At 42.3% G+C, this 15,178-nt stretch carries 14 protein-coding genes; 8 read left to right on the top strand and 6 right to left on the bottom strand.

Annotation, left to right across the window (positions count from 1 at the left end):
* Positions 1 to 108: 108 nt before the first annotated feature.
* The 3 genes from JMY09_RS14560 to ispZ are packed head-to-tail and all read right to left on the bottom strand — an operon-like array spanning position 109 to position 1,501.
* A complete protein-coding gene (locus JMY09_RS14560; protein ID WP_227677306.1) occupies positions 109 to 570 on the bottom strand; it encodes a hypothetical protein in 462 nt (153 codons plus the stop codon).
* A 13-nt stretch (positions 571 to 583) separates the two neighbouring features.
* On the bottom strand, positions 584 to 895 hold the full coding sequence (locus JMY09_RS11960) for a YciI family protein (protein ID WP_201623832.1): 312 nt from the start codon (positions 893 to 895) through the stop codon (positions 584 to 586).
* A 54-nt stretch (positions 896 to 949) separates the two neighbouring features.
* Complete coding sequence (gene ispZ / locus JMY09_RS11955) at positions 950 to 1,501, bottom strand: septation protein IspZ (RefSeq protein ID WP_201623830.1); 552 nt, start codon at positions 1,499 to 1,501, stop codon at positions 950 to 952.
* 251 nt (positions 1,502 to 1,752) lie between these two features.
* On the opposite strand from ispZ, the gene JMY09_RS11950 reads away from it, so the two are divergent.
* Positions 1,753 to 2,634, top strand: coding sequence for a PHP domain-containing protein (locus JMY09_RS11950; protein WP_201623828.1), 882 nt, complete (start codon positions 1,753 to 1,755; stop codon positions 2,632 to 2,634).
* Between the two features lie 194 nt (positions 2,635 to 2,828).
* A complete protein-coding gene (locus JMY09_RS11945; RefSeq protein ID WP_201623827.1) occupies positions 2,829 to 4,301 on the top strand; it encodes a GGDEF domain-containing protein in 1,473 nt (490 codons plus the stop codon).
* Between the two features lie 76 nt (positions 4,302 to 4,377).
* Here JMY09_RS11945 and truD read toward each other — a convergent pair whose 3' ends face one another.
* The gene (gene truD / locus JMY09_RS11940; protein WP_201623825.1) at positions 4,378 to 5,664 is read right to left on the bottom strand and encodes a tRNA pseudouridine(13) synthase TruD; all 1,287 of its coding nucleotides are present in this window, start codon (positions 5,662 to 5,664) and stop codon (positions 4,378 to 4,380) included.
* A 363-nt stretch (positions 5,665 to 6,027) separates the two neighbouring features.
* Between truD and JMY09_RS11935 the strand changes: the two genes are divergently transcribed.
* The 3 genes from JMY09_RS11935 to bilR all read left to right on the top strand — a co-directional run bounded on the left by JMY09_RS11935 (position 6,028) and on the right by bilR (position 10,540).
* Positions 6,028 to 7,635, top strand: a complete 1,608-nt coding sequence (locus JMY09_RS11935) for an FAD-dependent oxidoreductase (RefSeq protein WP_201623824.1) — start codon at positions 6,028 to 6,030, stop codon at positions 7,633 to 7,635.
* Positions 7,636 to 7,790: 155 nt separating this feature from the next.
* Positions 7,791 to 8,399: a GNAT family N-acetyltransferase gene (locus JMY09_RS11930; RefSeq protein WP_201623823.1), complete on the top strand. Its 609-nt coding sequence runs from the start codon at positions 7,791 to 7,793 to the stop codon at positions 8,397 to 8,399.
* A 224-nt stretch (positions 8,400 to 8,623) separates the two neighbouring features.
* On the top strand, positions 8,624 to 10,540 hold the full coding sequence (gene bilR, locus JMY09_RS11925) for a bilirubin reductase, long form (protein WP_201623822.1): 1,917 nt from the start codon (positions 8,624 to 8,626) through the stop codon (positions 10,538 to 10,540).
* A 126-nt stretch (positions 10,541 to 10,666) separates the two neighbouring features.
* On the opposite strand, the gene JMY09_RS11920 is transcribed toward bilR, so the two are convergent.
* Entirely contained in the window at positions 10,667 to 10,879 is a 213-nt protein-coding gene (locus JMY09_RS11920) for a hypothetical protein (protein WP_201623821.1), read from the bottom strand.
* Between the two features lie 192 nt (positions 10,880 to 11,071).
* On the opposite strand from JMY09_RS11920, the gene JMY09_RS11915 reads away from it, so the two are divergent.
* From JMY09_RS11915 to JMY09_RS11905, 3 genes are all read left to right on the top strand, one after another.
* Positions 11,072 to 11,440 carry a hypothetical protein gene (locus tag JMY09_RS11915; RefSeq protein ID WP_201623820.1) on the top strand — a complete coding sequence of 123 codons (369 nt, stop codon included), beginning with the start codon at positions 11,072 to 11,074 and terminating at the stop codon, positions 11,438 to 11,440.
* A gap of 222 nt (positions 11,441 to 11,662) precedes the next feature.
* The gene (locus JMY09_RS11910) at positions 11,663 to 12,754 is read left to right on the top strand and encodes an XAC2610-related protein (RefSeq protein ID WP_201623819.1); all 1,092 of its coding nucleotides are present in this window, start codon (positions 11,663 to 11,665) and stop codon (positions 12,752 to 12,754) included.
* A 39-nt stretch (positions 12,755 to 12,793) separates the two neighbouring features.
* The gene (locus JMY09_RS11905) at positions 12,794 to 13,162 is read left to right on the top strand and encodes a hypothetical protein (RefSeq protein ID WP_201623818.1); all 369 of its coding nucleotides are present in this window, start codon (positions 12,794 to 12,796) and stop codon (positions 13,160 to 13,162) included.
* A 326-nt stretch (positions 13,163 to 13,488) separates the two neighbouring features.
* Here JMY09_RS11905 and gorA read toward each other — a convergent pair whose 3' ends face one another.
* Positions 13,489 to 14,853 carry a glutathione-disulfide reductase gene (gorA, locus tag JMY09_RS11900; protein ID WP_201623817.1) on the bottom strand — a complete coding sequence of 455 codons (1,365 nt, stop codon included), beginning with the start codon at positions 14,851 to 14,853 and terminating at the stop codon, positions 13,489 to 13,491.
* Positions 14,854 to 15,178: the final 325 nt, after the last annotated feature.

The following is a 15,178-nucleotide window of genomic DNA, read 5'->3' as shown; positions in this document are numbered from 1 at the left end:
GCTAGAGGTCTTAGAGTATTTGTTTTAGAGGATTAGCATTATAAAAATAGTTAGTATTATGAAAATAGTTAGCACAATTTTTATAAAAAACCAGCTATTAGCATACTACTACCAACGTTCCCGCCGCACAAACACTAACCAAGAGACAAAGATACCTACTAAGAGACTTATTAGTACAGTAAAAGCACCGTATAAAAACAGCTGGCCTTTACTCTCATATACTAAGACATTAGTCTGCGTTTGCAGGTCATTGACTTGTCTTTGTAATTGCGCATTTTGGCTAAGCAACTTTTGATTGGCAGCAGAAAGTGCCTGATTTGACGGCTTTAATTGCGCGGCTAAAGTGTTATCTATAGTCGCAGCTTCAGCTGTCGGCTGGTCGGTATTAGCCTCAGTAGCTATAGCAGGCTGAGCTGAAGGAGCACCAGCTGCTACTGGTAATGCTTGCGCTGAAAAAGCTATAAATAAGCTAAGACAAACAGCTATAAATTGATAACTAGAGCGCTGATAAATAACGGACACTAGCCTATTAGTAGGTGTTGAGTATTTTGAGGTAAACAATGCACTCACGATGGCGGACCTTTTATATAGGTTTAGGTAAAACGTGGATAAAAGGTTTAATATCGACATGGCTATATACACCATCACGTAAGTAAGGCTCAGCACTTGCCCAAGCTTGTGCCGCCTCAAGGGATACAAAGTCAGCGATGACAATACTGCCAGACATCTGTATTGTATCGCCGCTTTGGTGGTGTGCAATAGGAGTAGGCCCAGCAACGAGTAGACGTTGCTCACTATCGAGAGTTTGTAGGCGTGCTAAATGCTCGTCACGAGTAAGTTTGCGTTGCTCAGCACTGTTAGCAACATCATGACCAATGATCGCAAATAAGGGCATTAGGACTCCTCAATAAGGCTTAAATAATAGGAAAAACTATATGGATTTAGTAACTTATTTAGCGGTTTTATCAGTCAATGCTGGATTGAGATGATTCTTTAAAACAGCAAACTGAGCGATTACAAACACTAGCATAATCGGAATCCAGCCATAAGTTTTAAAGTTAATCCAAGCCTCATCTGACATAGTAAATGCCGTGATATAATGTAGTACCGCCATCATAGCGAAGAATACTGCCCATACCAAAGTTAGCTTTTTCCAACCCCTCATTGAGAGACTGAAGACATCCTTCATAGCCAATTGCATCAACGGTTTATTGATAGCCACACTGACTACTAAGGTTAAAGCGAAGATACCATTGATAATAGGGGACTTCCAACGTAAGTAAATATCATCACGTAGTAATAAGGTCCCGCCACAAAAGACAATAGTCAGTAATAAAACTACCCATTGTTGCTTCTCAAATTTACCTTTTTGACGGATAAAGTGGATAGCATAGATGATCAGGGTGGCAACAAGTAAAGCGCCCGCGGCTGCCAAAATACCGTGAGTACGAGCAGCTATAAAAAAAGCAATCAGCGGAATGAAGTCTAATAAGGCTTTCATATCAGGTGGAATATCCTACAAAAACGTAGAGGATAGTTTACACCTCTACTGGGCTAAAAAAAAGCAAACACAGTCTATATTCGTTATCTATTATAATATACCGCTATAATAAGCATAAGCGAATGAGTTAGCACAACTTATTCTGAATCGTTAGTTTTATTTAGAACTATTATTTTATTTAAAGTAACGACTATTTATCCCTCTAATTTCTCTAGCTCTAAAACATCTAAAGCTAGGATAAGGCCAAAACCATGAAAGTCGATTTACATTGTCATAGTACCTGCTCCGATGGTACTTATGCGCCTACAGAGGTAATAGAACGGGCGCACGCCGCTGGGGTTACGGTGCTGGCATTAACCGATCATGACACCTTATTAGGCATTGATGAGGCACGCGTAGCCGCCGATTCTCATGGTATGCAGCTTATTAACGGCGTAGAGATCAGTTGTGAGCATACGCTAAGTGGTGGTTATGGTAAGAACAAATCAACCAACAAAATTATCCACGTGCTAGGCTTGGATTTTACGGATCGCGCGCGTATGCATGCCACTCTACAACAACTACAAGACAGTCGTGCTACTCGTGGTCAACGTATTACTGAAAAACTTAGCGCACTGTTAGGTATTGATTATGACGAGCTTTGGCAACAGATTCTGACTAAAGCTGGCGGCAACGCTAAAGCAGTTGGGCGCGCTCATATTGGACAAGTATTGTTCGAGCGTGGCGAAGTTAAAACGGTACAAAAAGCTTTTGATAAATACTTAGCTGATAACAAGCCAGCTTATGTTGCCATTGAAGCCCTGAGTATGCAGAAGGGGATTGAATTGATTCAAGCTTGTGGTGGCAAGGCAGTATTGGCCCATGCGACTCGCTATCAACTATCGGCAACTCGAGTACGTAAGCTTATTGAAGAATTTGCTGCGCTTGGCGGCGATGGCTGTGAGCTGCCGGCTGACAGTGAGCCATTAAGTACCCGTAGAATGGTAGATCGGAGTATTGCTGAGCATAAGTTGGCGGTTTCTGTTGGCAGCGATTTTCATGGTAGTAATATGCCTTGGCGACGCATCGGTGACGTGCCTACTGTCAATGCTGATCAGCAAGGCATCTGGCAGGCCTTTGCCAGTTTAGCCTAACTTATTATTCGACGTTAATGTTAGTCTGTGCATCGACAAAGCCCATATTTTTACAGGTTAATCAGCAGTTCTGATAGCAATATCGACCGTCCATCTTTAATTAGCGCCCTTTATGAGTGAGGTATTGCTAATTGATTTAAAGCTTGCCAATATAAAGTTGTTTAACCTCATTTATTTTTATGCGGCAGTTATTGATGGCAGTTTCGATTTATAAACCTGGCTATAAAAAACTCACTCACATTATCTTTGATTTGCCAGCCGCAGACCGAGCATCGCTATTAGCATTATTTATAACGATGGAGGTAGCTTTACATTGGCTATGGTGTCTGATGGTATGGATACGACAAGACGAACTTAGTGGTTACGTTGATATCCATTCTTTGTATCCGTTGTGGCTAGGTATCACCCTCTCAGGGTTGTTTTTTTGGTGGATGATAGGACGCTTATCTGGTATCAAAAATGACGATAATGCTTTAAATAGATGGCAAATCGGTCTTATCTTACCTTATACCCTCTATATAGCTACCGTCATAGTGATGATGGGCTATAGCAGTTTATATGCTGGCGTGTCACTAGTTGGTGGCTCGATGCTGGGTATGATGCTAATGAAACGTCTGTATGTCTGGCGCGTGTTTTTGTTACAAGTAGTGTTGATTTTATTGGCAATTGCTACTCCTTATTTCGGCATTAATTTACCCAATCTACGTCAGCTCACCATAACTTACCCTGTGTTCGATGCTTATAGTTATCTTACTTATAATGAGGTCATGGCTATCGAGAACGCTATTGCGGCCTCAATCTTCAAAAATGATGCACTAGGCTGGAATAGCGTCAATGAAGTACAGCTCTCATCAGCTTTTTTCTGGCGCTTAACTCATATATATCTGGCATTGCCCAAAGCTATTTTTATAGTTTATGCCTTTCGAACCTTATTAGTAGTATTAGACAATAGTAAAAACGAAATCTTGCAACACGCTAACCAAGACGAATTGACTTTATTGAATAATCGCCGCCATGGTCTTAAACAGATGCAGCAAACACTTATGCAGTGTTCGGAAAAAGATTATAGTGTGGTGTTATTGGATTTAGATTTTTTCAAAAATATTAATGATAGTTATGGGCATGAAGTGGGAGACCAAACGCTGCGTGAAGTGGCGCATATTTTTTCTACTACTGTACCGGATCGAGCCATTATTAGCCGTTATGGTGGTGAAGAGTTTTTGATGGCTTTGCCGGATACTTCTCATGATGAAGCGCTAGCAATCGCTGAGCAACTGCGTGTAAATATCGCTCAGCATATTATACGAGTTACTAAGGACATTGACTTGATGGTTACAGTTAGCCTTGGTCTTTATACTTTGACTCATAATAAATTGAGACTTATTAAAGAAGAATGTGCGAATCGCAACATCCCAGCAGCAAGGCGAAAACTTGGCAAGAGTAAGTTGAGCTTTCTTAGATCAGCCGAACATAGTCAATCAAAGGCAGCATTAGCTCTTGCAAAAGTAAAGCTGCCTGCAGATCTCTGTCAACACTTAATTAGTACCGCTGATAAAGCTTTATATAAAGCTAAAGATCGTGGCCGTAATCAAGTAGTGAGTGCCAATAATTTGCAAGCAGAAGGACTTTTAGAGCCCCCTGTAGCTGAGTCGATTTATGGTACTTAAATACCCGACCTAGATATTGAAACAGCTACTGAAACAGTCACTGAAACAGCAGCTAAGCGTTTATGTAAACTAGGCCCTAAGCTGTCTTTAATACTTGAGTCAAGCTGGCCAATACACTAGTAGCAAAGCTACCGGTAGTTAGGCTAAAGCGCAATACTAGTGATTGCTCATCTAGCCACTGCCATGACAATGCTTCTATTGGCAGCCGCAAAGCTCGACGCTGTGCTTTGATATCATGATGCTCTAGACCTGTAGCCAGCACAGTCAATAAAGCGCTTTTCCGTACTACCTCAGTCTCTAACTGAGCCGCTGGGCCTGCCACTTTATCGTTATTTACACCCCACATTACTGCGGTCGGATGAATATCTCCGCTATCGAGACGTGCTTGTAAAGTATCGTCCAATTGCTCACTACTAAAGATCGACCCTGAGCCGTCAAGATTGAATACTTCTCCTGCCAGTCCCGTGTTCCAGCTGCCATCAACCACTCGGGCGTTCAAAATTTCATTAAAAATAACACTGCGCGCTGCAGATAGTGCCATAGTATGTTGCTCGCGTGGCACACGTTTACGTTTACTCTTTTTGCCGCTGGGCTTGTCTTTTTCAATAGGCTGAGCAAACAGTCTAAGCGCCTCTCTGATATTACTGGCATGACGACCGAAGCGCTGTGGACCGAAATAGTTGGGCACGCCAGTACTCATTATGGTTTTTAGCTGCTGCTCGACAAGTTCATGGTTAGCCGTCACTTGTAGATCATTAGCGAATTCTATATCACGCAGAGTAATAACAAACTCATTAGCCCGATGTGCGCCACGGTTGAGTTTTTTGTTATGCCAACGTTGGTCAATAATTTCTACCGTCTCGTTATCACCTAAGTCGCTTGGGGCAAAAACGGTTGCTGGCAACTGCTTTTTGGGAATGCGTAAGCTGAACCATTGTGTTGTTAGTGCATGCCGATCTTTTAGTCCTGAATAGCCGACATCGCGTAAGGGGATGTCTGCCCACTCAGCTAGTAGTTTGGCAATATAGGCGGTATTCATGCCTGATTTTTGGATATGTAGCCACAAGTGCTCGCCTTTATCGCTAAAGTCTACAGCCATTATTTCATTGACTATAAAGTCTTCATTAGACGATTTATAGTACGCTAGTTTAATAGGTGGCAACGTTGGTTGCGCTAGTAGCGCCGTATCTATCAATGTCGCAACCTCTAAACTTAAGCTGTCGAAGTTTGCAATGGCTAAGCTCAAATCATTTGAGCTTGAGTCATTTGAGCTTGAGCGGTCAAAATGTTGTGAATCAGAAGGCTGATTACTAGTAATAGGAGTAGATACAGGCTCAGTAATATTAGGGTCTTGAGAAGTCATAAAATGATCGTCTATGATAGGGTTAAGGGCAAAGCAGCCTATAAGCAAATAGAAGGCTTAAAAAGTAGGTTTTCTATAGTGGAACTAAGTCGTTGAATGCAGAAGTTACGTTTTGCAACGTGGCAGATATACAAATACACATCGAATGCTAAGGGGTCTTGTTACTATCAATGCGTAACATGCGATCAATGAATAACATACTATCAATGAATAACATATTATCAACGCATAACATAATGTTTAATAAGTTGCTGCTGAGTGAAATATTTATTTTATAGTAAGGCTAGTCGATATTTTACCATCTAATCAATAGCAATCAATCATAACCCATCAGGTAGCAATCGCCACCGTTAAGGATAACTTATGTCTCAGGCCACTATTACCACAGTCACTATTAATAAAGCCGATATTGAAGATGGCGGTATGAAGTCATATAAGCAAGCGGATGATAGTATCATTTTAATCACCCGCGATGACACTACCTTTCAGGCGTTCGATGGCAAGTGTCCGCATGCTGGGGCAGACTTAGGCACAGGTCTACGGTGTGGCAATCGGGTAGTCTGCCCTTGGCATCATGCGACTTTTGATAGTCGTGACGGCACTTTGTTAGAGCCAGTAGCTACTGAAGGGCTCACCCAGTATCAGTTGACGGATGATGGGGATAATCTGATCGTTAATACTGCCGCCAAAATAGATAGGGCTGTTAAAAACGATCAGCTCACTGGCACGCATACGGTTATCGTTGGTGGCGGGGCAGCAGGCTTTATGACTGCCCATCAATTACGTAATACAGGTTATGGTGGCAAAATCACCTTACTAAGCCAAGAGGACAAAGCACCGTATAATCGTCCGCTGTTATCTAAAGCTTTTTTAGCAGGTAATATGCCCGAAGAAAAGCTACTGCTTGGCGGCGCGGATTGGGCACAAAAAAACAATATAGAATTACGCCTAAAGCAAACGGTCAGTGCCGTTATTGCTAATGAGCGTACGGTTATTATTAAAGATGAGCACCATGTTGAATATAATATAACGGCTGATTTCTTAGTAGTAGCAACCGGTGCTAAGCCTATTGTTCCTCCTATTACAGGCGCCCAGTTAGAAGGAGTCTATACTTTACGCAGCATGGATGATGCCAAAACTATCAAAGCGGCTAGTCAAGATCAGCACGTAGTGATCGTCGGTACTGGCTTTATCGGGATGGAAGTAGCCGCAGCCTTGTCGCAAGCGGGCAATACGGCCTCTATTACAGTGATCGGTCAGAGCGCACGAGTAATGGAGACTATCATCTCCGAAACAGTGAGCAACGCTTTAATTAAATTGCATGAAGACAATGGCATTAACTTTGTACTGGATGCTACGGTTAATGAAATCAATGGTAACGGTCAGCAGGTTAGTGGCGTTACTCTGGCAAATGGCACTAAGTTAGACGCAGATATTATAATTTTAGGTACAGGTGTATCGCCGCTTACTGACTTGCTTAAAGAGGTCAATGACCCCGATGGTGTGCAAGTCGATAGTCATTTGCAGCTACGTGATGGGGTCTATGCGCTAGGCGATATTGCCAAGGCATCTGGACAGATGGGACGTATGCGTATTGAGCATTGGCGGGTAGCATTGCAACATGGTTTAGTTACCGCAGCGGCTATCTTAGGAGACGATACTGTACCTTCTTTAGATGAGCGAATTCCCTTCTTTTGGACTATGCAGTATGGCAAAAGCTTACGCTATAGTGGTCATGCAGCTACCCCTGATCATAATATATTGCTGGGTTCGCCTGATACGCTCAACTATATCGAATATTATTTTGATGATAAAGGCGAGGATACTCGTGCCAGCGCTGCTAGTACTTTAGGCCGTGATAAAGAGTTAGTGGCTTTTAGTGAACTATTACGCCGTGGTCATGCGCCAACACGAGCACAGATTAATGCCGGCTTCAATATTATCGAGCAAGCGCATGCTTTGTCGCGTTAGTGTTAAGTGCTTAAGCGTTTAAGTGCTTAAGCGTTTAAGTGCTAAGCAACAGTAAATCTTAGCGCTTATTTGGCACTGATAAAGTTACGATAAAGGCTGCCATTCTACGCTGGCAGTCTTTTTTACCATTTATCTATAAAAAGTGTGACCGTCATATGAATAAAGATACCGTGTTTTTACGCCAAGCGCAGTCAAAAGACCTTGACGCTCTTAAGCAGCTACTTGACCGTTGTTATCGGCAGGCAGAAGGCTGGACTAATGAGGCAGATTTAGTTGCTGGTATTCGCACTACTAAGGCTGAGCTGGCTGCGGTCATTGCTGACCCTAAGCATTATATTTTCGTCTACCCAAAAACCAATACTGGCGATCGAGAGGGGCAAGAGACTGGCGAGTTGCTAGGCTGTATTGCTGTGGATATTAATAGCAACGTACCGTCTGGCGATAATGCCTATATAGGTATGTTTGCCGTCCATCCTGAGCTGCAAGGTGAGGGAGTTGGCAACGTGATACTACAAGCAGCAGAGACTTTTGCTAGTCGGCATTTACAAGGTAATAAGCGTCAGTCAGCTGCGCAGCCTAGCCGTTTGACTATGAGTATATTGAGTCATCGCCCTGAACTATTGGCTTACTATGAGCGCCGTGGCTACAAGCTTACAGGGGTCTCTATGCCGTTTCCAGAAGACGGCAATAATGGCGAGCCAAAGCGCAAAGATTTACAGCTATTAGAATTAGAAAAGCTAAGTCTTCCTTTAGCAGAGCTTTGATTAAATAGGGTTTTGTCCTAGGTTTTTAGCTCTAATTAGCACTAGTAATCAATAGTGCTGATTAGTCTTAGCAACCAATCTCACTAAGGCTAATCAGGGCTAGACGCATCAGTTGGTTTACTAGAGACAGTAAATCCTAACTAACAAGCACCATGTATTAGGTGTTTGTATTATTACAAAAGTAAAATAAGTTTATTTATAGGCTATTGCAGAAGAGAAGAATAATGAAAATACTACAACCTATCACTATTGGCGGTGTGACTTTTAAAAATCGTTTGATGTTACCACCGCTTACTACTGGTTATGAAGCTAAGGATGGGAGCATCAGCTCACAAAGCTATGCTTTTTATACTCGTCTTGCCAAAGGGGGCGTAGGGTATATTGTGCTAGGCGACGTTGCGCCCATTCGTAGCTTTGCGCCCACGCCAAAACTGTTTGATGATAGTCAAATTGACAGTTTTCGTCGGCTTGCTGATAGTGTTCATAGCTATGGCGCCAAAATTGGGGTGCAGATATTTCATCCAGAATACGATGTCGATGCCATCAATGAGATGTTGGTTAATGGCCAAAAAAACGAGGTACGTGAGCGCTTGCATTATGACATGGAGCACTTCGTTAATGAGGTGAGTGAAACGGCTTTAATGGCGATCATCGATAAGATGTGTGCTTGTGCGCTGCGGGCGCAACAGGCCGGTATTGACGTTATTCAAGTACATGGCGATAGGCTAGTAGGGGTGTTATGTAGCACCAAAATGAATAGCCGAACCGATAAGTTTGGTGGCTCACTAAAAAACCGCACCCGTTTTGCCTTGCTACTAGTTCGCGCCTTAAAACAGGCTGTGCCGAATATGATCATTGATTATAAGTTATCAGTAGTCACTCCTGTGCGCGGCAAAGGCGGCGTTGATGAAGTCGATGCCCCGCAGTTCGCAAAATGGCTTGAGGATGCAGGCGTGAATATGTTGCACGTAGGTCAGGCTAACCATACCGTCAACTTGGCAGATACTATACCGCCAATGGGTGTGCAGCCTTATGGCTTCTTTGCAGATATCGCTGGCGCTATTAGACAAGCTGTTTCTATCCCTGTGAGTACTTCAGGACGCATCATTGATCCTGACATGGCTGAAACTATGCTGCAAACTGGTAAAGCCGATATGATTGGCATTGGCCGAGCGCTACTGGCTGACCCTGAGTGGCCAAATAAGGCCGCCTTAGGTCAGCAAAAAGATATTGTGCGTTGTATCAGCTGCAATTTCTGCGTTGACTCTATTATGAACAGATCTTTTGTTATCTGTACTGTCAATCCAGAGAATGGCTTTGAAGAGAGTAGGGTTATTACTGCGGCAAAGGTCAAGAAAAATATAGTAGTGATTGGCGGCGGGCCTGCTGGACTTGAAGCGGCAAGGGTCGCTGCTAATAAAGGCCATAGCGTGACACTGTTTGAACAGCAAGCACAGTTAGGTGGGCAGTTAAATATCGCTGATGTGCCACCACGTAAAGCAGAGCTACATCGGGCTACAGAAGACTTGATACGGGCAGTACATAGAGAAGGGGTGGCATTGCGTTTAGGCGAAACGGCGACTACTCAAAGTATAATGGCCCTAAAGCCTGATGCGGTGATAGTAGCGGTAGGGGCGATTAGCTTTATGCCACCCATTGCTGGTATAGAAGGCCATAATATTTATGACTCTTGGAAAGTGTTGGCCGGTGAGCAACTAGTATCTGGTCGAGTGACCATAGTTGGTGGCGGGGTAGTCGGCTGTGAGACTGCTGAATATCTAGCTGAACGGGGTTGCCAAGTAACGATAGTAGAGATAGCGGATAAAATTACTGATCATATAAGTGTGACCATTCTACCCTCTATGCTTGCGAACTATGAGCAGTATGGGGTAAAAATATACACTAACCATAGAGTAATGGATATTGCTGCAGATGAGATACGCTGTGAAGATCATTATGGTAATAATATCTATATTGCTCACGACTACGTAGTAATCGCTAGTGGCGCACGTCCGGTTTTATTTGATGCAGAGGCGTTAATCGCTGCGGGGATAGAGGTAGTAAAAGTGGGAGATTGTTGTACAGTAGCTGATATCTCGTATGCTACAAAAACAGCTTATGATGCGGCTAATGCGCTTTAAAGTTATCTTTAAACCCAAAGCAATAGTGCTTAAAATCTTGAGCTCAGCCCCTTTAACTATCCTGTTCTACCAGCTTTTGTCAGTGCACACCATAATCAAAGCAAAGCGGTGTAAACTTAACACCAGCTAGCCCCAAAAATGCTTAAAAGTCATAAACAGCCCAATACTTATCAGTATGAATGCCACAATAAGTAAGCGCTTAAACCAAGTAAAAGCCGGTAAGCGCGTGGCATTATCATCGGACATCAGGTAAGCAAATAAGCACATTAGGCTGCCTACCAAAGTCATAATACCTAAGCCAATAGGAAGAATAAATAAATATACTTGCCACACAGTCATCTCGCAACCAATTTCATTACGAGCATCATAGCAGTGTCTACTTGTGAATGTTCAACACGCCTTAGTAAAGAAATATTAATAAATGTTGCTGATTTTTAATAGCTAATTAGGTATAGTTTAAATATTGTTTAAGATGGCCTAAAGGTCTATAAAATTTTGCTTATTAATCACTAATTAATCGCTGAGGTAGTTATGAATTATTTAATAAAGCTAGGTGCTGTATTGCTGTTGACCCCGATACTTATCGCTTGCTCTAATAAGCCTTCTGAAAGCGACGTGGAAGAACTTATTCAAACTCAGTATGATAAAGCCAATAGCCTGATGAATGATGCGATGGCACAAGCTGGTGATGACGAGACGGCAAAAGCTATGAGTGGCATGATGGAGGGGATGATGCCGACCCTCGAAAAGGTAGAAAACGTGAGCTGTGACAATACCGATGGTGATAATGCTTATTTGTGCACGGCTGACGTTACCCAAACTATCGGCGGCACTAGCCGTACTGATAGTGGCGTGTTCAAGGTCAATGATGTTAACGGCACTTGGGTACTAACCCAATAGCAATCGAAATAGCTGGCAGGACGATGATAATGGAAAAAGGCTGCGTAAGTGCTAGCCTTTTTTTGTGCTTAATAATTAATGCCAATGTTTAGGACTTAACACCAATATTTAGGACTTAATACCAATGTTTAATAGTTAGTCAATGAGCTATTTTATGCTACCTTATTGATTATGCGGTGATAACTATTTTGCTAGTAGCGGCTAGCCAATAAGGAGTAGGTTATGTCTAAGGTTAAAACATTCAATGCCTTGCCTAAAGTCGTATCTAATCAAATCTTTCAAGCGGCTATAACGCTTCTGGCTTTGCCTATTCTCTCCTTGCCATACTCCGCTTTGGCTCAGGCGTCAAACCAGTACCAGATTGAAGATTTCTCTGACGACTACTACGCCACCATTAAAGACTATACTGATAAACAATTTAGTGAATTAAACTATATTATCGAAATCATAGACGCTAAAACTAAAAAAACTTTAATAGCTCAGCCTTCTAGTCTTACTATGGATTATGAGCTACAGGACAGTGCATCATTGCAGCTGGGCGGAAAACTCAGTGCGAATATTGTCAATATTCCCTACGGTGACAGTAGCGTGCTGATCTATGATGACTTTAATTTTGATAATAAAAACGACTTAGCCCTAAAGGATGGCCGCTACGGTTGTTATGGCGGTCCTTCTTATCAAGTCTATCTAAAAAAAGGCCATAGCTTCGTGCATAGTGAAGAATTCACTGAGCTGGCGCAGGGTAACTGTGGATTTTTTGATATCGATTATGATAGGCAGACTTTAAGTACTATGACCAAGAGTGGCGCAGCATGGCATAAGTATTCAACTTATAAAGTAATTAATAATAAACCCGTGGCCATACGCATTGTGGAGGAAGAATACCAAGCGAAAGGTTTGCTTTTTATTACTCAAAGCACAAGAGTTAATGGCAAAATGCGGGTAGATAACTATCAAGCTTTAGCTGTGTACGATCCTAAAACAGACGGCAAATCGCCTTATATCTATACGTTTCATTTAGACAACGAAAAGATAATGGTCTTGGCTAGCTATTTTGTTGGAGACAGCGAGCAACTGTACTATGTGTTTGCTAATAAAGAGGGCAGAGTTGAGCTGTATTATGATGGGCCGTTTATTTATGATACTAAGCAAAAAACTCTGAGCTTCACTAATAAACCCGTCCTCTATCAAGTTAACAAGCAAGGCATTACTGTAAAGCTGCCTCACAGCAGCAAGTTATTAAAGTCACAACCGACAAGCGTACAGGGAAGTATCGATAGTCTGACCCAGTATACTAATGTGACCGTTAAATAAGGAAGTTAAAGTTGATGGTTACCTTAAATTGAGACAGTTATGAATAGCTTTAAAATCTTAGCCATTAGCACTGTATTAATAGCATTCCTAACGGCTTGCTCTGATGATCCTTCTAATCGCACGGTTAAAGGCTTAGTTAAAAAGCACTATAAACAAACCGATACTATGACTGATAAGACAACGACTTTAGCTGGTAATGAGCAAGATAATGAGTCTTTTAACAGCGTTATTGAAAAGGCCATGCCCACTCTTGATAGTGTAGATAATATCGATTGTGTAGCTACTGATAGCGTTGATGCTTATCTGTGTAGCGCTGATATTACCCAAACTATGAACGGTCATACTAGTATCAATCAGGGCAATTTCAAAGTTTATAAGGCAAATAATGAATGGCTATTGGATCTGTAGACCGTGATCTGATAGCAGTGTTATTTAGAAGGGTTAGAGAGGGTTAGAGAGGGGTTGTGGTTATCACTAGCTACAATCAGGGCTAAAATACTTTTTAAATGGTTATTGCGAAAATATAATAGTTAATAAGTAGGCTGGGCGCAGGCTGTGACCCCCAATAGTGATACTAGACAATGGAAACTTTTAACGGCTCCAATCTATAGAAAGTAATAAATTTTTAATTGTCTGTTCGATAAATTAGATATCACAAGCTACGCCGCCAGCATCAAGCACAATTCTTGCGCCTGATGCATAGCTGTTAACGCATAGCCTCTAACGCATAGCCTTTAACGCATAGTCACAAACTCTTCTGAACCCGTTGGATGAATAGCGACAGTATTATCAAAGTCCGCCTTCGTTGCGCCCATTTTTATCGCCACAGCAAAGCCTTGAATCATCTCGTCTACCCCAAAGCCAATACCATGTAGGCCAATCACCTTTTCATCCTCACCTAAGCATACTAACTTCATCGTGCACTTTTGTCGATGCTGGGTCACTGCACTAAACATATCGGTAAAGCTTGAGCTATAGCATTTAATAGCCTCTTTACCAAATTGATTGACAGCCTCAATCTCAGAAAAGCCAATAGTACCGATAGGAGGATGGGTAAAAATCACCGTCGGTATCAAATCGTAGCTTAGATGCTCATCAGGTTTGTCATTGAATAGGCGCTCCGATAATCGACGACCTGCGGCAACCGCGACAGGGGTCAAATCAACGCTGTCCTCAATAATATCACCTACTGCATAAATACCATCAACGTTAGTATTTTGGAACTTATCGACTTTGATTTTATCGTCATCAGTCGTCGCAACGCCAGTGACTTGCAGGTTAATATTATCGATAGAGGGCGCACGACCTATTGCCCAAATCAAGCAATCAACGGTGTCGATATGGCCTTCGCTATCATCATTGATAGATAAGCTCAGGCTATCATCGGTATTTTTATTAACCTCGTCTATTACACTATTGGTATGCAAATGAATGCCCGCTTGCTCCATCTCGATCAATAAAGTCTCGATAATGGTATGGTCAAAGGTACGTAGTGGCGAGTGTTTGCGTACATAGAGATGCACTTCAGAACCGAGACTATTGAGCACGCCTGCAATCTCAACCGCGATATAGCCTGCACCAACGATAGCTACGCGCTTTGGTAAATGGTTTAATTTAAAAAACCCATCAGAGTCGATACCATGCTCTGCGCCTTTGATATTGGGCTTGATAGGATGACCACCTGTAGCGATTAAGATATGGTCAGCGGTAATATGTTCGCCATTAACCTCGACGGTATTGGTATCGACAAACTTAGCAAAGCCTTTTATCACTTCAACACCGTTTTTGGCGAGGTTATTATCATAAGCGCGGTGGATATTCTCGATATATTGTTGGCGACTTTGCACTAACTTTTGAAAGTCAAAGCCTTTGACCTCAACGTCAAAACCATAGTCTGGCGCGAACTTATGAATAGTCTCAGCAACATGCGCGCCATACCACATTACCTTTTTGGGCACGCAGCCCCAATTGACACAAGTGCCGCCTAATTGCTCGGCTTCGATAATCGCGCACTTTTTGCCATAGCTTGCCGCACGGTTGATTGAAGCAATACCGCCGCTACCGCCACCAATGGCGATATAATCATAATGTTTGGTCATGGTTAAGTCTCTTTATTTGATGTCTGTTGATGCAATGTCTGTTAATACTGGGTAGCTCTATTATTAGGGTGGTGAGCGACTTATCAAGGTCATAATAAACCAAGGTTACGATAGCATAATTTGCGCTGTTTTTTTAGGTAGGTGAAATTATGAGTGCAGAAGATAAAAGGTGAAAGTTTGAATAAGCTTAGACAATTCGTAGATACCATGAGAAAAAGCAAGCCTAAAGACTCAATTAACATGTAAAGAAGCATCGAAAGGTCGCTGACTTTTCAACACTGCCTGAGCGATGGCTAATATCTTACGCATTAAAGCAACAATGACC

It is taken from the genome of Psychrobacter urativorans, from assembly GCF_904846695.1.
GTDB classification, from domain to species: domain Bacteria; phylum Pseudomonadota; class Gammaproteobacteria; order Pseudomonadales; family Moraxellaceae; genus Psychrobacter; species Psychrobacter urativorans.
The sequence above is the reverse complement of the archived record's forward strand: the minus strand, read 5'-3'. Positions and strand labels throughout refer to the sequence as shown.